We start from the raw sequence: 20,594 nt of genomic DNA, 5'->3' as shown, positions 1-20,594 counted from the left end.
TTGTACTCAATCAACCACAACTACAGGCGCTCATTCAGGGTCTGCCATGGAAGAGAATTGGTTTAGAAGACGTAGTCACCGAAATTTACTCTAGTATTTCTATTTCACAATTCCCTATAAGTACTATTCATTATTATTCATCCATCTAGTTATACTGGATGAATGAATAAAACCATTTCACCAGATTTATCACATTTGTCTTCAGAGCAGTTGCTGGAATTTGCTCAACAGTTGCTTATAAAAATGAAAAGCTAAATGTTACGAATCATCAACGTGTAGCAAAACAAGAAAAGATTAAACAAAAGAACAAACTCCTAGAAATGATCAACAAGAAATACGAACTGGCTTTGTTTAAAAACATAAAAATGCCCATAAACAAGAACCAATGCCTGTAATGGTAATTGATAAAAGCATACCTACAATAGAATTATTGGTTCATGCCTTTATTAGTAAATATGCAGATCATGTACCATTGTATCGCCAAAATGCGATTTATTTATAAGAGTTCAGGTGTGTGGGCGCGCTGAATGCAGTGACGATGGCAGTTACAGGTGCTCTTGGTGGACAAACCGATATTCAAGTTGCAGCCAATACCTTAGTTCCTTATGCTGCATAGCAGAAAGGAGAGAAGTTTGGATATGGATAAGACAAGGAGGATATTTATATATTGTTAGCATAGCGGTAATTTATTTATTCTGGATAGAAAAATTTTAAATACCATCTGTCCAATTTTTTACTTATCAGTACAATAGTAAGTTAGCGACAATAATAGTTTTAGTTTAGGGGACGATATGTCATCTTTTTTTCAATTGATAGATACATTTAGAACAACAGCAAAAACAGAACGAGAAAAAGGAACGTATTTTGAACAGCTTTGCATCCAATATTTTAAAAATGAATCTTATTATGCTGATTTATTTACCAATGTACAGATGTATTCTGATTGGGCATTTGAGCAAGGGTTAAAAGGTACAGACACAGGTATAGATTTAGTTGCAACCACCAATGAAGGTGAGTTTTATGCAATTCAATGTAAACTCTATGCAGAAAATTATAAATTACAAAAGACAGATATAGATAGCTTCTTTACCGCAGCAAGTAAAAAATACTTCGCGCATCGTATTATTGTAAGCACAACTAATAATTGGTCTGTCAATGCTTTAGACGCATTAGATAATCAAGACCCACCAGTAATTAAAATTGACTTATTTACTTTAGAAAATAGTCAGATTGATTGGTCACAGTTTGCAGATAAGAAACAGGTTGTTTTTAAACAAAAAAAACAATTAAGAGAACATCAAAAGGCAGCTTTGACATATGCAAAAGCAGGCTTATATGAACAAAAATTAGAGCGTGGCAAGCTGATCATGGCTTGTGGCACAGGAAAAACTTTTACTAGTTTAAAAATTGCAGAAGAATGTGCAGGTAAAGGAAAACGAGTCTTATTTTTAGTACCAAGCTTATCATTGCTTTCTCAAACATTGACGGAATGGACACAAGAGTCCACAACGCCTCTGCATAGTTTTGCTGTATGTTCGGATAGCGAAGTAGGTAAAAAGAAAGAAAAGAATTCTATTATTGATCAGATTACGACACTAGCACATGAACTTCAGTATCCAGCAACAACAGATGCTAAAAAATTACGAGAAAAAGTAGAAAATTTACACGATAGTGAACACATGACAGTTGTGTTTTCTACATACCATTCTATTAACACTATTAGTGATGCCCAAAATGATTATGGAATGGGGGAATTTGATTTAATTATCTGTGATGAAGCACACAGAACAACTGGTGCAACACATGATAGTGAAAATGATTCAAACTTTGTCAAAATTCATGACTCTGGTTTTATTCTCGGGAAAAAACGTCTGTATATGACAGCAACCCCCCGTGTATATTCTGATGATGTAAAAAATAAAGCAGAAGATTTTACTTTGTACTCAATGGATGACACTAAATTATTTGGTGAAACTCTTTATACAATTAACTTCTCAGAAGCGGTTAAATTAGGTTTACTTGTTGATTACAAAGTTATTGTTTTAACTGTTGATTCAGATACGATTATTGAAAAGATTGGTAAAACCATTACGGATAGTAATGAAATTGTTGTAGATGATGCAGCTCGTATTGTTGGATGTTGGAAGGCTTTATCTAAACAAGGGATACATGCTGACACTGCGGAAGATATAGACCCAATGCAACGAGCTTTGGCTTTTTGTCAGGTCATCGAACAATCTCAAAAAGCCCGAAAACATCAAGTTAGTTCGAAAAATATTGCAAGTATTTTTCAGCAAGTTGTAGAAGCTTATCAGGAAGCAGAAGCCAAAGAAGGAAATGAAATTTCACATCAATTAGTTTGTGAAGCTGACCATGTTGATGGTGGAATGGGAGCTGATTTAAAAGAACAAAAGCTTAATTGGCTCAAAGCTAATCCTGAAAAGCAATTTGATGAAAATGGTAATGAACGACCAGTTTGCCGTATTTTAAGTAATGTCCGTTGTTTATCAGAAGGGGTAGACGTTCCAGCACTTGATGCTGTGCTATTCTTGACTCCACGTAATTCACAAGTCGATGTAGTGCAGTCGGTTGGACGCGTGATGCGTTTAGCACCGAATAAGACCAAAGGTTACGTGATTTTGCCTGTTGTAATTCCACCAGGTGTAGAACCGAATAAAGCATTAGATGACAATCAAACTTATAAAGTTGTGTGGCAAGTATTACAGGCTTTACGCTCTCATGACGATCGTTTTGATGCCATGATCAATAAAATGGATTTGACAGGCATTGATCGTTCTAAAATGGAAGTGATTGCGATCACTAATAAAGTTGCAAAGAAAACTAAAAAACAAAGTGCTGGTCAAGGTGGGACAGTTATTGGTAAAACACCAAGACCAAAAAGAGAACAAGACGATGAACAAACGCAGCAATCTTTTAGCTTTGAATCTACAGAAATAGAACGGGCAATTGTTGCTAAAGTTGTTCAAAAGGTAGGAAATAAACACCATTGGGAAGATTGGGCAAACGATATTGCGAAAATTGCACAAACGCATATCAAGTTAATAACAGATATTTTAAAACGTCCTGAATGTATTCATGAAAGAGAAGTATTTCAGCAGTTTGCAAATGAATTACGTGATGATCTAAACAATGCGGTTAGTGATGATGAAGTCATTGAAATGCTAGCTCAGCATCTTATTACTAAACCCGTATTTGATGCTTTATTTGATGAATATAGTTTTGCTTCTAATAACCCTATGGCACTTGCAATGCAAAAGGTTTTAGATGTGTTAGATCAACATCAGATAGATAGCGAAACTCAAGCATTAAAACGTTTTTACGATAGTGTGAAATTACGAGCTGCTAATATTGATAGTGCGGAAGCTAAACAGAAAATTATTGTTGAGTTATATGATAAATTTTTCCGTAATGCTTTCCCTCGTATGACAGAGCGTTTGGGGATTGTATATACGCCTGTTGAGGTTGTAGATTTTATTATTCACAGTGTCAATGATATTTTACAAAAAGAATTTGGTAAAAGTTTTGCCGATGAAGGGGTTCATGTTATTGACCCATTTACTGGTACGGGGACATTTATTTCTCGACTATTGCAAAGTGGGTTAATTCCGCAAGATAAGTTAGTTTATAAATATAAAAATGAAATTCATGCGAATGAAATTGTTTTACTCGCTTATTATATTGCAGCAATTAATATTGAGGCTGTTTATCATAGTCAAATTATAGATGAATATTCACCATTTAAAGGGATATGTTTAACAGATACCTTTCAAATGGCTGAAAAGGATGATTTGATTAGTGAAGTCTTAGTGGATAATAGTGCGCGTCGTAAACGTCAAAAAGCATTAGATATACGGGTAATTTTTGGGAACCCCCCTTATTCAGCAGGGCAAGACTCAGCAAATGATAATAATGCAAATTTAAAATATCCATTGCTTGATGAACGTATTCGTACTACCTATGCGGAAAACTCAAAAGCTACTAATAAAAATGCACTATATGATTCTTATATACGAGCAATTCGTTGGGCAAGTGATCGTATTAAACAGCAAGGTGTAATTGGATTTGTGACGAATGCTGGGTGGATTGATGCAAATACTGCAGATGGTTTGAGAAAATGCTTAGTAGAAGAATTTAGTTCTTTATATATTTTTCATTTGAGAGGAAACCAACGAACTTCTGGAGAAAAGTCTCGCCAAGAGGGTGGGAAAATATTTGGTAGCGGTAGTCGTGCACCCATTGCAATTTCAATTCTAGTGAAAAATCCTCATGCAGCACATCAAGGGAAAATTTATTTCCATGATATTGGTGATTATTTAACTCGCGAGCAAAAATTAGAAAAAATCTCAGAGTTCAAAAGTATCAATGGAATTGAAGGTACTATTGGTTGGCAAGAAATTACTCCAGATGAGCATCATGATTGGGTAAAGCAACGTGATGATAGCTTTAGTCAATATATTGGGATGGGAAATAAAAAAGACAAAACTGTTATTTCTTTATTTGAGAATCATTCTCGTGGAATTGCTACAGGGAGAGATGCATGGCTATATAATTTTTCAAAGAAAAAATTGGATGAAAGTATCGATATATTGATTAATACTTATAATTCTGAATTAAAAAGGTTTAATAAAGAGAATATTGCTTTTGATAAGTTTGCTTTAACTTATGATAGTACTAAAATTAGTTGGAGCGATGGATTAAAATCATTACTTAATAGATCTTCTTTATTGGAAAAAGAAGATAAATATTTTTGTCATAGTTTGTATCGCCCATTTAGTAAAACTAATTTATTTTATTATAAAAAGTTAATTGAGCGAACGTATCAAATGCCTTATATGTTTCCAATAGAATTAATAAGTAATAAATTAATCTATTGTAGTGGAACTGGAAATAGCGGTAGAGAGTTCTCTGCGATTATTACAAATAGTATTCCCGATCTTAATATGCAACATTCGGGAGGACAGGGATTCCCACTCTATACTTATGAAGAACAATTAAATGTTGAATCTTTGAGCAACGCAACGCAACGCAACGCAACGCAACGCAACGCAACGCAACGCAACGCAACGCAACGCAACGCAACGCAACGCAAATTATACACCCCAAAGACCATCAAATCAACCTCAGAACTTTGTTATCTGTATATCCACAATGGCAAACAGGGGCTTCTCCGTTATTATGGCGGACACTATTCCAGACATACAACTACAAGCCAATGGACAGTGCTTCCCACTCTATCTCTACGGAACAGACAACGAGAGGAGCAACAAATGAGCCAGAATCTTGCAATATGTTTGACGATAACTGGCAACAAAGGCTTTTCAGTGTTAATGACAGATATGATTCCAGATCTGCATCTAATCGGAGATGTGCAATGCTTTCCTTTGTACCTATACGAAACAGAGGAGAACAAGTAATGAGTCAAAACACATTAGATCAAGGTGAGTTGTTTGAAAAATCACAAGGTGATTTATTTACAGAACAAGTTCAAAGCCAAACTGATAATGATCAAGTAAATATGCAACAAAAGCAGCCTAAGCTTGTTCGTAAAGATGGAATTAGCGATGCAGGATTAGAGCATTTTCAAGAAGCTTATCCTGGTGAAGTCATTACGAAAGAAGATATTTTTTACTATGTTTATGGCTTACTTCATAGTGAAGATTACCGTGCACGCTTTGCAGATAATTTAACTAAAGAATTACCCCGTATCCCATGTGTTAAACAAGCCAAAGACTTTTGGGTGTTTAGTCAGTCAGGTCGTGATTTAGCATATTGGCATTTGAATTATGAAAATGTAGACACTTATCCAGCACCATTAGATACGGGCAATATAGCCTATGAACAGTTAACAGATGATGATTTCTATGTTGAAAAAATGAAATTCGCAAAAAAAGGTGAGAAAGAAACGGTAGTTTATAATTCAAAAATTACGATTCGAAATATTCCTTTGGAAGCTTATGAATATGTAGTAAATGGGAAGTCTGCACTTGAGTGGGTTATGGAGCGTCAAGGCGTTTCTACGCATAAAGAGAGCAGTATCGTAAACGATGCAAATGATTGGGCTATTGAAACAATGAATAATGCGGCATACTCGCTTGAGTTGTTTTTGCGTGTGATTACGGTAAGTTTGGAGACAATGAAGATTGTTAAAGATTTACCAAAATTAGATATTTAGGTTGAACTTATATTGCTTCTCACAGAAATTCACTATTAATTTATCTGACCTCTAATGGTGTTGTAGATTGGGAAATTGCAAAAACATTGTCCAATCAGCTATCAATGCTTTATGCTTTTCAAGATGGGTTCCACGCAAATAGGCAGCCTCTACTTCATCTGAGTTTGTGGGCAAGCACATGCTCGTAGACCTCTCGAGAATAATCAGTTTTATCAGCAGACCAGTCTCGGAATGTAGAACGGAAACAATGAGTTGTAATCACTTGATTTTGTTTAGGGGCAATATAGCCTGGAGATTACGTGTCTACCTGAATGGATTTTAATAATTCAAAGGCTGGTTTTGACAGAGGCATTTGATGCTCTTTGCCAGCTTTCATACGCACTTTCAGAATAACCAACCCTTTCAATTCTCTGCCATATAGCACGACATAGATATGCTAATGCCAGCTTTGAGGTGGGAAGGAAAGAGGAGGAAATATTGTTGAGGGTTTTTACACGGATAAATTAAAGTCAGTGTAACATCAACAGAATTATGATTTGACCATGTTCAGGATATTCAGTAATGCTTGCAGTAATTGGTGAACTTTCTTTTTGAGAATTATAAAAGTTAAAGTTTTACATTTGAGTTGTGCGTCATAAATTGTCGTATGAATTAGTTTATTATATTTTAAACACATTCGGATATGCTAAAGTGAAACTATATAATTATCTTGAATTAAAAGGTTAAATTATGTCAGTTTCACAAATGTTCCAAGATTTTTTAAGTAACCTTAAAATTGATAATGAAGATCAAATTACAAGTAGATATCAAGAGATTACTAAGGCTTTAAATCAAGAATTCCGTAGCACTGAATCTAAAACTGATAATTGTTTGCAAGTGGGGTCGTATGGACGTTGGACTGCAATAGAGGGTATTTCTGATCTAGACATGTTGTATATCATGCCATTCTTCAAAATGGGAGAGTTATAAGGACAGTGGGCAATTAAAACTTCTACAAGATACGAAAGATGCAATTTTAAAGCGCTACCCACGAACTACAGTTTTTGTAGATCGTTTAGTCGTGTGTGTTCAATACACTAACTTTCATGTTGAAGTACAACCTGTTTTTAAACAGGAGGACGGATCTTATAAGTATCCTGATACTTATAATGGGGGAAGTTGGAAGATAACAAAGCCACAAGCAGAGATTGATGAAATGAAAGTCATGAATGATGCTAAGAATCGAAATTTACGTCGTTTATGCAAAATGGTACGTGCATGGAAAAATAAGCATGGTATATCAATGGGAGGATTACTCATTGATACGCTAGCTTATAATTTCATAAAATCTACAACAGAATATGATGATAAGAGTTATCTATATTACGATTGGTTAAGTCGTGATTTTTTAAATATTTAGTAGATCAGCCTGATCGTGATCATTATCAAGCTTTGGGTAGCAATCAAGATGTAAAGGTTAAGGCTAAATTTCAAGATGTCGCACAAGATGCTTATGATCTTTGTTTAGAAGCAATTTCATTAGGAACTGATGATAAAGCTTATTCTAAGTGGCGAATGATCTATGGTCGTAATTTCCCTAAAGCGCCAAGTCAAAAAGCGAGTATGTCTATTCGTATCGACGATATGCGCTATGAACATACAGAACAATTTATTGAAGATCGATATCCTGTAGATATTCGCTATAAGCTCAAAATTGAGTCTAGAGTAACAAAAGATGGGGAGTTTATTGATTTCTTAAGAGGTTTTAAACGTAGAAAGAAAAAGTTAAATCATGGTCGCAGCTTAAGTTTTTATATTGAGGAAAATACAACGCCAACAAATTTACAAAATTACTCAGTTAAATGGAAAATTCTAAATAGAGGTAAAGAGGCTAAACGACGTAACTGTATTCGTGGGCAAATTATTGAGGACAATGGAAATAAAAGTATTGAAGAATATTCGAGCTTCAATGGCGAGCATTTAGTTGAATGTTACATCATTCAGAATGGTGTGGTCGTTGCCCGTGACCGTATTCATGTACCCATTGAGGATTAAAAATGAATAAAGCGGGGCTTTTAAAATATATTGCTGAAACAGGATATAACGTCGGATTCGGAGCAAAAAAAAATTTTGCAACATATGATCTTATTGAGAAGTTACCAGGATGGATTGGATTTATATCAACGGCTGTCGGTATTCTTGGACTAGTAATTGACGCGCTTTCAACAAAATTAGTCTCTGCTATTTTTGTAATCATCGGTATATGTGGACTGTACATCAGTTTTTACGATAAAGACAAAAATAGGTATGAGAATGCAGGCACAGAATTAACGAAGCTTTTTAATGAGTTGAAATCATTATATTTTGATGTTAAATGTTTACCTGATAATTCAGATGTATTTGCCTATCAAGCTAGGTTACAAGATATAGAAACTAGATATTTTCCTCTTTGCATAAGTAAACAGATACTTTTTAGCAATTGGTATGCTCATTACAAATTTTTTGGGGAACATCAAATCAGTTGGATAGATGAGCAATTAAAATTCAGACTCATAAGAGATAAAATTCCTCTATCTCTTATTTTTGTATTTGGTGCTTTTGTAATTGGGATTGCAGTCTTTTTGAACTGTAATACTTGGCTGCAGGTTATTTGTGCATGATATATGATTGCCCAATCAGTCATCAATCCTTTACGTTATCTCAAGATAAGCTCCACGTAAATATGCTGCTTCAACTTCATCAGGTAGCTTATGGATACATGTTCACAGACTTCACTGGGATAATCAGTTTTGTCAGCTGATCAATCACGGGAAGTTGAACGAAAACTATGGGGAGTAATGACTCGATTTTATTTTGGGTCAATAATGTGGAAGTGGACAATAAGCATCTGGTGAATGATTACTTTTCTAGCAGTCCAATCCTTCAAGTGTCCACTAACAAATAAGTGGACACTTATTTATGGATATAAAAAACAGACATATTCGGCCTATATTAAAACTATAGAGGGGGAGTCTGAATCTATGCTATGTTTTATCAGGTTTATTTTCATTGTAGTGCAAGATGGTTGGACGAAATTATAGTGATGTACTCAATCCGCAAAAAGCATTGATTTGGCGTATTGTGCATCGTGACAATATTCCGTGGATACTACAAAATGGTTTACATAGTATAATAGTTCAACACAATGTGCCAATTGGGTTCAGATAGGTAGTCCAGAACTGATTGAGAAACGGCGACAGCATCCTGTTCCTGTTGGAATAAAGGGGGTGCTAAGTGATTATATTCCATTTTATTTCACGCCATTTCCTCCAATGTTACTGAATATAAAAAGTGGTCGTGGTGGCGTACGTCAACGTACTAATGATGAAATTGTTATTTTAGTTGCTAGTTTGTATCAGCTACAACAACAGCAAGTTCCTTTTGTTTTTACAAATAGCCATGCCTATTATCAATGGAGTGAATTTTATACAGATTTAGATAAAATTGATTGGTCTATATTGCAAACAAGAGATTTTCAAAGAGATATGGATGATCCTGCAAAATTTGAACGCTATCAAGCTGAAGCATTAATTCATCAACACTGCCCGACAAAAGCATTGATTAGGGTGATCTGCTATACTAAAGAAGGCAAAGTTCAAATAGAACAGTGGTTGCAACAAGCAAATGTCAATATTCCTGCGCATGTAAGACAAGGGGTGTATTTCTAATGATTCGTTATACAACCGGAAATTTGTTAGATGCTCCTGTAGAAGCATTGGTGAATACCGTGAATACAGTTGGTGTCATGGGGAAAGGTATTGCTTTAATGTTTAAGGAGCGTTTTCCAAAAAACATGGCTGCTTATAGTCAAGCATGTAAAGCTGGGCAAGTTGTGACTGGAAAAATGTTTGTGACTGAAACAAATGAGTTAATGGGGGCACGTTGGATTATTAACTTTCCAACTAAGCAGCATTGGCGGGATAAATCCAAATTTCAATGGATTGAAGAGGGTTTGCAGGACCTCAAAAAATTTATAGTTGAACATCAAGTCCAATCTATTGCAATTCCACCATTAGGTGCAGGTAATGGTGGATTAAATTGGAGTAATGTTAAATCAAAAATTGAGACAGAATTATCTGATTTAGAACATGTAGATATCTTGATTTTTGAACCCACTACACAGTATCAAAACGTAGCAAAGAAAACAGGTATATCTCAACTTACACCTGCACGAGCTATGATTGCAGAATTAGTGCGTCGTTACTGGGTATTAGGGATTGAATGTAGTTTATTAGAAATCCAAAAATTAGCATGGTTTTTACAGCGAGTTGTTGAACAGAAACAACTATCGAATGAATTAAAATTGAATTTCCAAGCGAATTATTATGGACCTTATGCTGCTACTTAGACCATTTGTTGAATGCGATGGACGGTAGCTATTTGAAATCAGATAAACGTATTCCTGATTGTGATCCTTTAGATGTAATATGGTTCAATGATCAGCAGAAAAGTAAAGTTCAGGCTTATTTGATAAGTGAAGCAAAAGACTATATGGCTACTGTAGAAGAAGCCGCAACATTGATTGAAGGCTTTGAATCGCCATTCGGTATGGAGCTTTTGGCAACAGTAGACTGGCTCATTTATAAAGAAGGTTATCAACCTAATGTTGAAGCAATTCAGGACGGTTTAGCGAACTGGAGTGCTGGTGAACGTTGGGCAAAAAGAAAATCTGATTTGTTCAAAGCAGAGCATATTCAGTTTGCATTGCAAAAGTTAGATGGCTTTGCGTATTCCCATACAAAAGTAACTTAAATCTTAGTATTAGACTTTTCTCTTTTTTAGGAAATAAAGTACTTAAGATCAAAATGAGTAAGATTAAGCATTGGGTAAATTTGTCAAGGTTTTTGGCGAAGTCATCGGAATGTTGAAGAATTCGTATAGCAACTTGTCTGATGTATGATTGTTCTGAGTGGTGCATGAGATTATCCTGACTTATGTACTTCATAGAATAGGGCAGCATGAAACATGATTGGTTGTGAATAATTACATAAAAAAATAGTGAAATTTTATTGTAGTAAAAATGGTAGTAAAATATTAATAGTGTAATTATTTATTTTTATTTATCAGTATATTATTTCTTTAGTATGACTGTCACCGCTTCCGCCAAAATTCTAAATAAGCCCTTGTTTTTACAAGGGCTTATTTTTTGTCTGTTGTTTTACCCCTCATACTACCCCACATTAAAACTTGGATTGGAATAGTCAAAATAAGAATAATTTAGATGACTTTGGATAGTAGGTAAATTGAGTTTAATTTGATCTTCTAGAAAACAAACTATTATTTAAGGTTATAGCTGAGTGACTTCTGGGCCGTTCCGAGCGAGGGTGGCGAAATTCTGAATAGATTTAAGTAACTTTCATAGATAGCCTAAGTTTAAAGTGTTTTTTGACTAAATAATTTTTATTTAAATGTGAGACTAGGATGAAATTAGGGATAAGAAAGAGCTAAATTAGGATTACTTAATTTAGCCTATATCTTTAAATGTATTAAGAACAATCTTGATAAATTTTTCAGTAATAATAGATTGATGTGTAGACTTTAGTTTAATCAAGTTAATGGTTCGACTAAATGGGAAATCAATAATTTTTTGTTTAATTACTTTATTCTCATATAGTGATATTGGGGTAGATTCGGGTAAAACAGCGATGCCAATATGGGAACTAATGAGCCCTATTGCTGTAGTTAAATATCTGACTTCGCATGCGACATCAATATTTTCAATTGATAAATCAATATTTTCAAGAGCACGATTAAATGTCTTATACACGCTACTTCCGGGCATGGTAACAATTTGAGGGAACGAAATGACATCCCTAAAATAGATTTGTTCTTTGAATTGTAGATCATGCCCCTCTGGGGAAAAAACTAATAGTTCATCATCAAATAAACGATAAAAAGCTAAGTGAGGATCAACAGTCTCAATAGTACCAATACCAATATCAGCTACAGCAGATTTGACAGCCCCATGAATTTCATTTGCATTTAAATCATGTACTACAATTTTGACTAGAGGGTATTCTTTTTTAAATTCTTGAATCCAACATGGTAGTAATGAACTGGCAATCGTTGGTAAAACGGCAATATTAATTGTTCCTAATACATGTTCGGAAATATTTTGACTAAGTTCCAATGCGTGCTCATATTCTAATAATACTGATTTCAGAGGAATGATCATTTGTTGTCCCTCTGGGGTAATTTTGACGCTATGACGAGTTCTATCAAATAACTTTAAATGAAGTTCATCTTCTAGTTGCTGAATCTGTAGAGTAAGCGTTGAAGGTGATATGCATAATTTATTAGCAGCTCGTGCAAAATTTTTGAGTTCAGCGACAGTGAGAAATGCTCTGATGTGCCTTAATCCTTGTTTCATTACTACATTCCATTGTTCAGAAATTTTAAATTAATAGGCTTTCTAAAGCTCAAAGATACATTATTTATTTTTTAAAGTTAAATTTTCTTCAATTTAACACTCATATCTCAGAAAAAACATAATATCCAAGATACTTTTTTATTTTATATTCAGAAAAATCGAATACTAAATTTGAATAATATTGATTCAGTGAAAGTATAAAAACACATAGGATAAAAGTGAAAATAGGAGCTAATAAAAGGGAATATTATGTTAGCAGGATTAGGATTAATCACGATTATTCTATTATTTGTCAGTATCTTGACAAAAAAGTTATCACCATTAATTGCATTAATTACCATTCCAATCATAGCTTCACTGCTTGGTGGCTTTGGATTAGAAACCAGTAAATTTATTATTTCAGGAATTAAAAATATTGCCCCAATGGCAGGGATGTTTGTCTTTGCTATTTTATTTTTTGGCATCATGACTGATGCGGGAATGCTTGACCCAATTATTAACCGTATATTGAAAACCGTTGGTTTAAAGCCAGCGAGAATTACTGTGGGAACTGCGCTTCTCGCTTTAATTATTCATTTGGATGGTTCAGGGGCGGTGGCATTTCTTATTACGATTCCTGCAATGCTGCCGTTGTATGATAAGTTGGGAATGGATCGACGGGTTTTAGCCTGTGTAGCATCTTTGGCTTGTGGGGTTAATTTTTTACCTTGGACTGGGCCAGTCATTCGTGCTTCTGCTTCTTTAAATATTCCGGTTACAGAAATTTTTACACCTTTAATCTGGGTCCAGATAATAGGTTTGATCTTTACATTTACTGTAGCTTATCTATTAGGAAAAAAAGAAGAAAAACGCCTTGGATTAAAAAATCTTTCCGGTGATTCTGATTTCTTAACATATGACATTGATGAACAAAGTCAGGCTTTACGTCGCCCACATCGTTTTTGGCCAAATGTTCTCATTACAATTTTTGTTTTAGGTGTAATGATCAGCGGCAAAATTGATCCAGTCGTAATGTTTATGATTGGTGTAGTTGCTGCTTTGCTTATTAATTACCCTGATATCAATGAGCAGCGACAACGTATTGATGCACATGCAAAGGCTGCTTTAAGCATGGTAAGCATTTTATTGGCAGCCGGCGTGTTTACAGGTGTGATGACAGGAACGGGCATGTTGAAAGAAATGTCACAACATGCAGTAAATTTTATTCCACCAAGTGCTGGGCAGCATATTCCATTTGCCTTAGGCATTGTGGCAATGCCACTGTCTTTATTATTTGATCCGGACTCTTTTTATTTTGGGGTGTTGCCAGTTATTGCACATACAGCAAGTGCATTTGGTATTGAACCCGTACAGGTTGCACAGGCTGCAATTTTGGGTCAAATGACTACAGGATTTCCAGTGAGCCCATTAACACCCGCAACATTTCTGATTGTTGGGTTATGTAAATTAGATTTAGCTGATCATCAAAAATATACGATTCCATATTTATTTGCAGCTTCTGTAATTATGACAATTGCTGCGGCTGTATTTGGCGTATTTCCATTCTAAAGGCGTAATATTATGAATATTTTAAATAAAATTCGTATAGGTAGTGGTGCGGGTTATGCGGGGGATCGAGTTGAACCAGCTATTGAATTAGCCGAAAAAGGTAACCTTGATTATTTGGTATTTGAATGTTTGGCTGAAAGAACAATTGCTTTGGCTAATCAAGCTAAACTTAAAAATCCGAATGATGGTTATGATGTTCTATTGGAAAAACGTTTCCGTGGTGTATTGCCATTTATTCAGGATAAAGAAGGTAAAACCAGATTTAAGGTCATCAGTAATATGGGAGCAGCAAACCCTGTCGCTGCAATCCAAAAAATTCGGGAAATATTAACAGAACTTAAGATTGCTGATATCAAGGTTGCAGCTGTAATAGGTGATGATGTATTGACTGAGCTTACTGATCAATCTCTGATTCTTGATAATGGTCTAAGTGCTGGGCAATTGTCTTCACAGATAGTTTCTGCAAATGTTTATTTAGGAGTTGATGGAATTTTAGAAGCACTTGCACAAGATGCAGATATTATTATTACAGGGCGAGTAGCCGATCCCTCCTTATTTCTTGCACCTTTAATCCATGAGTTTCATTGGTCAAATACTGATTGGGATAAATTGGGGAAAGGCACATTAATCGGTCATTTACTTGAATGTGCAGGGCAAGTCACAGGTGGTTATTTTGCAGATCCTGGAGTTAAGGATGTGCCAAACCTAGACCGTTTAGGTTTTCCGATTGCTGAAGTTGATCGTCAAGGACAAGCTGTAATCACTAAAGTTGAAGGTTCTGGTGGTTTAGTCAGTGAAGCCACCTGTAAAGAGCAACTGTTATATGAAATTCATCAACCTAATGCTTATAAAACTCCTGATGTAACAGCTGATTTTTCTAATGTCTATTTTGAACAAATTGGACCAGATCAGGTTGCTGTTTATGGAGGGACGGGCTATGAGAAACCTCAAAACCTTAAAGTGACGGTTGGTTTTTCTGATGGTTTTATTGGCGAGGGACAAATCTCTTATGGTGGGCCAAATGCTAAAGCACGAACAAAACTTGCTAGAGATATCGTTCTTAGCCGTTTAAAACAAACAGATGTTAAGTTCGATGAAATTCGAGCGGATATGATAGGTGTAGATTCTTTGTTTGGTGACTATTCTCTTCAAGAAGCACAGAATCCTTGGGACGTACGATTACGCGTAGCCGCACGTTGTCAGCAAAAACATGATGCAGTTGCGGTAGCTAACGAAGTTGAATCTTTATATACCAATGGACCTTATGGTGGTGGTGGTGCAGTAAAAAGTGTAAAAGAGGTACTGGCTGTTGCATCAACATTTTTATCTCGTGATCGAGTTCAAGTTCAAGTCATTATGGGATGAAAAATATGAAATTATATGAAGTTGCACACAGCCGTACTGGAGATAAAGGCGACAGTTCCAATATTTCAGTTATTGCATTTGATGTGCAGGATTATGATGATTTATGTGCAATTTTAACTACGGACCTTATTGCTAGACAATTACAACCAGCCTTACAACACTTTTTGGTAGATGAATTCAGTATTGAGCGATATGAACTTCCTAGAATTGGAGCTTTAAATTTCGTAATTCGCGGAATTTTAAAAGGAGGTGTTACTCGATCATTATCATTGGATGCCCATGGTAAGTCTTTATGTTCTGCCATTTTAAATATAGATTTAAAATGAGAGTCAAATATATAGAATAGTCCTAAGGACTATAGTTTAATCTTATGGTATTTGTAGAGTTGGATCTCAAAAGTATTCTCCACAAATTCTAATAAGCCTTTGTTTTTACATCGGCTTATTTTTTATCTATTATTTCTTCTCTGTAATTTGGCCTTCATGAAAACTTGGATTGGAATAGTTGAAATATCACCACTTTAAACGACTCTAGGTTTTTGGTTAAAATTCATCCATGTATTATTAAACTATCATTAATTCATTTTTAAAGTGAAGATACAAAGTCAAAAGTGCTTCTTTGTATAGTTAACTGTATTGGATAATTTTTCTTGCATAAGCTTTTGCGTGAAACTTAAGAATACTTCGAGGCCTAAGAATTTGTGTAAGTGAATCTAAAATGAACAATTGAAAAGATAAAGCATAGTGTAGCGTCATTTAGTGACGCATTACTCTTTTAATTATGAAATGAGTGATTAAACTCTTTTTCTAGAAAGGAGTTTAGCAATATGGGTAAAAATTTAGTGCGTCTTATGCAAAGTGAAGGGGACGAAGCTACTTTGAATTGCCAGCGTGATTCAAATAATGAAATTATTAGAATCTTTGATTTAGAAGGTAATGTTCTTCCTCTAAATCAACGGACGCGTTGCGTAATTTGGAAATCTCAAGTTTGGTATTTTTGAGTGATTTAAACTTATAGTTTATAAAGAGCCAGCATTGTGTCTGGCTCTTTAATATTATTAATATTTAAATTTTCCATTCGAGTCTGTATATTTTGAATATTCTTGAGCTATTAATTCTTCAATAATATTTTCTTTTTTTGTATTTTTAAGCTCTGCCAATTTTTCGAGTTGTGTTTGAGCAGCTTTTGTTAATGGAAGATGATAAGGCTTTCTTAATTTTCCTGAATTCCTATAATTTTGCTGACTCCATGATTTTTTAATTTTTTCAAAAAATTTAAAAATGGCAATTTCTTCTTGAAAAAAAATAAGAATATTTATATTGTCAAGTATAATAAGTAGCTTATTATAAGGAGTAAAATTTTCCTCATTGAAATAAAAACCATGTTTCATATACATCCCCTTTTTTTCTAAATAATTGAAAATCCATTTTATCTGCTCAATGTTATTTGAATCTATCCAACTATAATATTTATCGTTTTGTTTAATGCTAATTTCCCATTGTTCTCGAATTTTTTCTAGTAGTTTTAATTTTTTTTCTAAATTTATATTTAATAAATCTATATTATAAATTAAAATTTCATATTTATTTCTAGATGTTTTTTTTGGTAAAGGTAATGGTATAGATATATTTATCTGATAAGAAGTTGGTGTAAATGTATAATCTTCTGTTTTTTGGTTTTTTTCATCTTGCTTTTGCGGTATTTTAAATTTCAAAATATTATCAAAATATCTATTATTTTGAACTTTAATTGTAGTATCAAATGAGTTATTAATGGCTAGTTCCTTAAATTCATTTTGTATTTTTGAAAATACAAAATTAAGTTGACGTTCATTTTTCTGATTTATCCAACTTATATGGTTTAACTCCAATATTCTATTTATTTTTATTTTTTTAATTTGTATAAGGAGAGGTTCTAAATCATTATATTTATTGAAAAGATCAGTTAAGTCTGTTTTTATTTTTTCAAGAGGGGGGAGTAATGGAGCAGTATGATTATCATAGTTGTACTGAATATTTGGTTCTAAGTCAGGTCTGAAGTACACCCAGAAAAATTCTAATTCGCGATTAGAGTTTTCAGAGAAAAAGGAAATACTTTCTTCTAAATAATCTTGTTTCATTATAAAATCTACTAAACTTAATTTCCCTAATTATAACGGGAAATACATAGAAAAACTGACAATAGAAAATAAAAAATATGTAGTTTTTTTGTAGAAATACAGTGGATTTACAGAGTTAATATTATTGTGATTTTATACAAGGTGCTTGGTGCTTGGTGCTTGGTGCTTGGTGCTTGGTGCTTGGTGCTTGGTGCTAGTTTGAATTCATGGGTCAGCTTTCTGAAGAATTTATTAGATACCTTTACTTGCATTTATCAATATTTGTAATTTTGTCGGAATATACGTTTTATTTCTAGAAAGAACAATTTCATACTAAACAGGAAAAGATCGGATAATTACTCAAAGTAAAAAATTAATTGGGTTGAGATTTTGAAAGATTAACTCACGTAGTGATACCTATTTGTGTGGTTGTTTTTATTATATTTTTAAATAATCATTGTACTCTTCTATTCAATTGATTATAGGTGTGAATTTAATGTTAGGCTTGAACTGGAATTCTGTTAAATTTTCTAAAATAACTATATAAAACAACTTTATTTTTCTGCAGTTACTTGATGAGTAAATGTAATTTGTAAGTTATTTTTTATGTTCACTATAATGTTGTGATTTTTTTAATATATTTTTATTGAGATTTTTAAAATTCTTTGTCATTGATTGTATTGGTCCTAAGATTTTATGAAAAAAATAAATTTAGAAATGTAATCTTTGATCTTCCTCTTTCTGTCGATATTTTATGTGGTGAAGATTTATGCGAAACTCCTTATCTTTCTATCCTTGATGGTGATTCAAATTGTTTGGCTTATTATCTCAATAACAGGATGAGTAAGAGTGTTAAAAAAAGGTGAAGATATAGCTTTTATGCTATTAAATGATTTTAGATAAATGAAAATAATTTAATTGTTCAATTAAATATTTTTTATACTTTAGGGAGAGTTATGAAAGAAGAAACTACTCTTCCAAAAATAAATCTGAAAAAGTATTTAAGAACTTAGTGCTTCTATTTAGCACATCGTGATCTTTACTGCATATGCTACTCTCTTCCCGTGTCTCAAAAATCTATAAGAGGGAAACTTAATTATAAAGAGAGAAACTCTTCTAAACGTAGATTTTCACAATAATTTATTATCGAACAAATGACTAACACAACTCAACGTTGTGCTAGCTTTGATTCAATCCATATGTTGAGTTCTAACGCTGACCATCCTACGCGGTTTGTAGTTAAGCGAATTTGCTTAGGGAATGATGAATCGTAATATTCAGATTTTGGATCTAACAGGTTATAAATAGTTGCTCGACTGAGACCAGTGAAATCAATAACCTGTCTTAGGTTGATGATTTTATTCATTACAAAGACAGTTTGGTTTGTTGACGCATTCATGGTTTATTCCTTTCAAAATAATGCGTGCGTTTTGCACATACCATGAGCAACCCAATAAAAAATAAATGCTGGAGTATAAGAGGTTCCCTGATTTAGATTCAGTAGATCTCCGTTAGGGAGTTATATAACTTCAGTTTTACTTAGATTGATACGAAGGGATTTGTTGTAACTTTAGCTTGCTATGGATCTCATTTCTTGTAAGGCTTTCCTATCAGATGAACCTTCTTATTCTTCATAATGTCGTGAGAAGAATTTGTTTCCAGTGGCAGGTATATTAATTATTCTTGTCTAGTACTCTTATCTATTGGATTCATTCTTATCTAATACATAGATCTATTCTTACCTAAGACAATTAATCCATTTCAGTGTTAGTAGCTCAACATATAAATATGTATCTAGAAATCTATTCTCCTGTAGCTTAAGTGAAGAACTAATTCACCTTATTCAAACTATCTAAGCTCAATGCCTAAAAGCATAGAGCAAGTAATCACCATTAAAAAATAATCGATATGACTTACCTATGATTTAAACTTAACTTAGGTAAGTACAATGTCTAACCAAGCTCAAACTCTCATTGCAATCGAAAGCTTCATCGAGAGAATCCAGAATAATCAAATCAGTAATGATCAGATTCTTAGAGAGTTACAAGAACTGATTCCCGCCTTTCATATTCAGTATTGTCCGAATGTGTGGTACAGCCAACACATTCAAATTTTTATTTGTTTAATTCACTTAATCGAGAGTTATTTACAAGGGCAAAGCTATGATGGATTAGATATGCTCCTAGAGCATCAAGTGGTGACTTTACGTCAAGTAATACAAACCAATTACTCCAATGTTCTTAATGAGTGTCATGCATTTCAAATGCAAGAGCTACGGAATCAACAACGCCTAACTGAATATATTGAGCGTGTTTTACAGCAAAAATCACGCTCTTTGATTGTACGCGTGGATTTGAAATATCCAGATCATGTACAGAGTTTAGTAAATATCCAGTTATTTGATCAGCACATGAAAATTCTCCGTAATCGGATTTCAAATGGTGACCGTTGTTTTTCTAATTTAGAGGGGTTTGTTTGGGCATTAGAGCAGGGTGGACACTCAGCGGGATTCCATTGCCATTTAATGCTGATTTACGATGGACATAAACACCAGAATGATTTTGGTCTTGCTTTAGCTGTTGGGAATTATTGGCAAGAGATTACGAATGGGCTAGGTACTTTCTATACACCCAATGAACCTACTACCAAAGCTCGATTTGAAGAAAAAGGGACTTTAGCTCTTGGTCGTATTGAGAGAGCTAATACTCAGCAATGTCAGAATGTGATTGCATATATCCCTTATTTTGCTACTCCAGAAAAATACGATCAGCGATTGCGTGTCAAACTTAATTCGGGTAGTAGGACCTTTGGAACAGGACAGTAATTGATAAAAACTAAGGTTTAAAATTGAATAGAACTCACTTCACTTCGGTGGGGTGGATTCTGTTAATGCGTAATGATCAAAGAGTTACTTATCTCTTATTTAGACAGAAAATAAAAAATTATCGAGTTGGTCTTCTTATGTAATTCAACCAAATTGGGAGACGTTAGATGAATTTAGC

General features: G+C 33.9%; 15 protein-coding genes and 4 pseudogenes. 14 read left to right on the top strand and 5 right to left on the bottom strand.

The genetic code is table 11. From position 1 onward, the window contains the following. Positions 1–791: 791 nt before the first annotated feature. From RMB13_RS01995 to RMB13_RS01990, 4 genes and pseudogenes are all read left to right on the top strand, one after another. Positions 792–5,012: pseudogene (locus tag RMB13_RS01995) on the top strand (DEAD/DEAH box helicase); the annotation flags it as partial. Positions 5,013–5,169: 157 nt separating this feature from the next. Beyond that, positions 5,170–5,292 carry a type ISP restriction/modification enzyme gene (locus RMB13_RS21795; protein WP_409070785.1) on the top strand — a complete coding sequence of 41 codons (123 nt, stop codon included), beginning with the start codon at positions 5,170–5,172 and terminating at the stop codon, positions 5,290–5,292. Then, positions 5,289–5,435, top strand: coding sequence for a type ISP restriction/modification enzyme (locus RMB13_RS21790; protein ID WP_409070784.1), 147 nt, complete (start codon positions 5,289–5,291; stop codon positions 5,433–5,435). Before RMB13_RS21795 ends, RMB13_RS21790 begins: the two co-directional genes overlap by 4 nt. After that, positions 5,435–6,193, top strand: a complete 759-nt coding sequence (locus RMB13_RS01990) for a type ISP restriction/modification enzyme (protein ID WP_311084263.1) — start codon at positions 5,435–5,437, stop codon at positions 6,191–6,193. Before RMB13_RS21790 ends, RMB13_RS01990 begins: the two co-directional genes overlap by 1 nt. A 51-nt stretch (positions 6,194–6,244) precedes the next feature. Here the strand turns inward: RMB13_RS01990 and RMB13_RS01985 are convergent. Further along, a pseudogene (locus tag RMB13_RS01985) lies at positions 6,245–6,482 on the bottom strand (hypothetical protein); the annotation flags it as partial. Between the two features lie 440 nt (positions 6,483–6,922). Here RMB13_RS01985 and RMB13_RS21785 point away from each other — a divergent pair. Together RMB13_RS21785 and RMB13_RS01965 are read left to right on the top strand one after the other, a co-directional pair. Continuing rightward, positions 6,923–8,227, top strand: a pseudogene (locus RMB13_RS21785) (SMODS domain-containing nucleotidyltransferase). 2 nt (positions 8,228–8,229) lie between these two features. Continuing rightward, positions 8,230–8,832, top strand: a complete 603-nt coding sequence (locus RMB13_RS01965) for an SLATT domain-containing protein (protein ID WP_311084260.1) — start codon at positions 8,230–8,232, stop codon at positions 8,830–8,832. Between the two features lie 8 nt (positions 8,833–8,840). Here the strand turns inward: RMB13_RS01965 and RMB13_RS01960 are convergent. Then, positions 8,841–9,035: pseudogene (locus RMB13_RS01960) on the bottom strand (integrase); the annotation flags it as partial. A gap of 340 nt (positions 9,036–9,375) precedes the next feature. Between RMB13_RS01960 and RMB13_RS01955 the strand changes: the two are divergent. From RMB13_RS01955 to RMB13_RS01945, 3 genes are read left to right on the top strand one after another with little or no spacing between them, the layout of a single operon-like run. Beyond that, complete coding sequence (locus tag RMB13_RS01955; protein ID WP_311084292.1) at positions 9,376–9,879, top strand: DUF4433 domain-containing protein; 504 nt, start codon at positions 9,376–9,378, stop codon at positions 9,877–9,879. Then, positions 9,879–10,559: a macro domain-containing protein gene (locus tag RMB13_RS01950; RefSeq protein ID WP_311084259.1), complete on the top strand. Its 681-nt coding sequence runs from the start codon at positions 9,879–9,881 to the stop codon at positions 10,557–10,559. The genes RMB13_RS01955 and RMB13_RS01950 overlap by 1 nt, the downstream gene beginning before the upstream one ends. 32 nt (positions 10,560–10,591) lie before the next feature. Further along, positions 10,592–10,963, top strand: a complete 372-nt coding sequence (locus RMB13_RS01945) for a hypothetical protein (RefSeq protein WP_311084258.1) — start codon at positions 10,592–10,594, stop codon at positions 10,961–10,963. A 712-nt stretch (positions 10,964–11,675) separates the two neighbouring features. Here the strand turns inward: RMB13_RS01945 and RMB13_RS01940 are convergent. Further along, a complete protein-coding gene (locus RMB13_RS01940; protein WP_311073682.1) occupies positions 11,676–12,581 on the bottom strand; it encodes a LysR family transcriptional regulator in 906 nt (301 codons plus the stop codon). 249 nt (positions 12,582–12,830) lie between these two features. On the opposite strand from RMB13_RS01940, the gene RMB13_RS01935 reads away from it, so the two are divergent. The 4 genes from RMB13_RS01935 (at position 12,831) to RMB13_RS01920 (ending at position 16,494) form a co-directional block, all read left to right on the top strand. After that, the gene (locus RMB13_RS01935) at positions 12,831–14,129 is read left to right on the top strand and encodes a citrate:proton symporter (RefSeq protein ID WP_311073681.1); all 1,299 of its coding nucleotides are present in this window, start codon (positions 12,831–12,833) and stop codon (positions 14,127–14,129) included. 12 nt (positions 14,130–14,141) lie between these two features. Next, on the top strand, positions 14,142–15,494 hold the full coding sequence (locus RMB13_RS01930; RefSeq protein ID WP_311084257.1) for an acyclic terpene utilization AtuA family protein: 1,353 nt from the start codon (positions 14,142–14,144) through the stop codon (positions 15,492–15,494). Between the two features lie 5 nt (positions 15,495–15,499). Further along, positions 15,500–15,820 carry a hypothetical protein gene (locus RMB13_RS01925; protein WP_311073677.1) on the top strand — a complete coding sequence of 107 codons (321 nt, stop codon included), beginning with the start codon at positions 15,500–15,502 and terminating at the stop codon, positions 15,818–15,820. 500 nt (positions 15,821–16,320) lie between these two features. Further along, positions 16,321–16,494, top strand: coding sequence for a hypothetical protein (locus RMB13_RS01920; protein WP_311084256.1), 174 nt, complete (start codon positions 16,321–16,323; stop codon positions 16,492–16,494). Positions 16,495–16,551: 57 nt separating this feature from the next. Here RMB13_RS01920 and RMB13_RS01915 read toward each other — a convergent pair whose 3' ends face one another. Then, positions 16,552–17,613 (bottom strand): hypothetical protein, encoded by a 1,062-nt coding sequence (locus RMB13_RS01915; protein WP_311084255.1) that lies wholly within the window; start codon positions 17,611–17,613, stop codon positions 16,552–16,554. Positions 17,614–18,760: 1,147 nt separating this feature from the next. Continuing rightward, complete coding sequence (locus tag RMB13_RS01910; RefSeq protein ID WP_311073672.1) at positions 18,761–18,991, bottom strand: AlpA family phage regulatory protein; 231 nt, start codon at positions 18,989–18,991, stop codon at positions 18,761–18,763. 549 nt (positions 18,992–19,540) lie between these two features. On the opposite strand from RMB13_RS01910, the gene RMB13_RS01905 reads away from it, so the two are divergent. Then, on the top strand, positions 19,541–20,416 hold the full coding sequence (locus tag RMB13_RS01905) for an inovirus-type Gp2 protein (protein ID WP_311084254.1): 876 nt from the start codon (positions 19,541–19,543) through the stop codon (positions 20,414–20,416). Positions 20,417–20,594: the final 178 nt, after the last annotated feature.

The sequence above is a fragment of the Acinetobacter sp. V102_4 genome (genome assembly GCF_031799005.1).
Lineage (GTDB): Bacteria > Pseudomonadota > Gammaproteobacteria > Pseudomonadales > Moraxellaceae > Acinetobacter > Acinetobacter calcoaceticus.
The sequence above is the reverse complement of the archived record's forward strand: the minus strand, read 5'-3'. Positions and strand labels throughout refer to the sequence as shown.

What these genes read in the sequence shown, in the direction of transcription:
- RMB13_RS21795 (WP_409070785.1), top strand. Translation starts at nt 5,170, where the DNA reads ATGGCAAACAGGGGCTTCTCCGTTATTATGGCGGACACTATTCCAGAC.
- RMB13_RS21790 (WP_409070784.1), top strand. Translation starts at nt 5,289, where the DNA reads ATGAGCCAGAATCTTGCAATATGTTTGACGATAACTGGCAACAAAGGC.
- RMB13_RS01990 (WP_311084263.1), top strand. Translation starts at nt 5,435, where the DNA reads ATGAGTCAAAACACATTAGATCAAGGTGAGTTGTTTGAAAAATCACAA.
- RMB13_RS01965 (WP_311084260.1), top strand. Translation starts at nt 8,230, where the DNA reads ATGAATAAAGCGGGGCTTTTAAAATATATTGCTGAAACAGGATATAAC.
- RMB13_RS01950 (WP_311084259.1), top strand. Translation starts at nt 9,879, where the DNA reads ATGATTCGTTATACAACCGGAAATTTGTTAGATGCTCCTGTAGAAGCA.
- RMB13_RS01940 (WP_311073682.1), bottom strand. Translation starts at nt 12,581, where the DNA reads ATGAAACAAGGATTAAGGCACATCAGAGCATTTCTCACTGTCGCTGAA.
- RMB13_RS01935 (WP_311073681.1), top strand. Translation starts at nt 12,831, where the DNA reads ATGTTAGCAGGATTAGGATTAATCACGATTATTCTATTATTTGTCAGT.
- RMB13_RS01930 (WP_311084257.1), top strand. Translation starts at nt 14,142, where the DNA reads ATGAATATTTTAAATAAAATTCGTATAGGTAGTGGTGCGGGTTATGCG.
- RMB13_RS01925 (WP_311073677.1), top strand. Translation starts at nt 15,500, where the DNA reads ATGAAATTATATGAAGTTGCACACAGCCGTACTGGAGATAAAGGCGAC.
- RMB13_RS01920 (WP_311084256.1), top strand. Translation starts at nt 16,321, where the DNA reads ATGGGTAAAAATTTAGTGCGTCTTATGCAAAGTGAAGGGGACGAAGCT.
- RMB13_RS01915 (WP_311084255.1), bottom strand. Translation starts at nt 17,613, where the DNA reads ATGAAACAAGATTATTTAGAAGAAAGTATTTCCTTTTTCTCTGAAAAC.
- RMB13_RS01910 (WP_311073672.1), bottom strand. Translation starts at nt 18,991, where the DNA reads ATGAATGCGTCAACAAACCAAACTGTCTTTGTAATGAATAAAATCATC.
- RMB13_RS01905 (WP_311084254.1), top strand. Translation starts at nt 19,541, where the DNA reads ATGTCTAACCAAGCTCAAACTCTCATTGCAATCGAAAGCTTCATCGAG.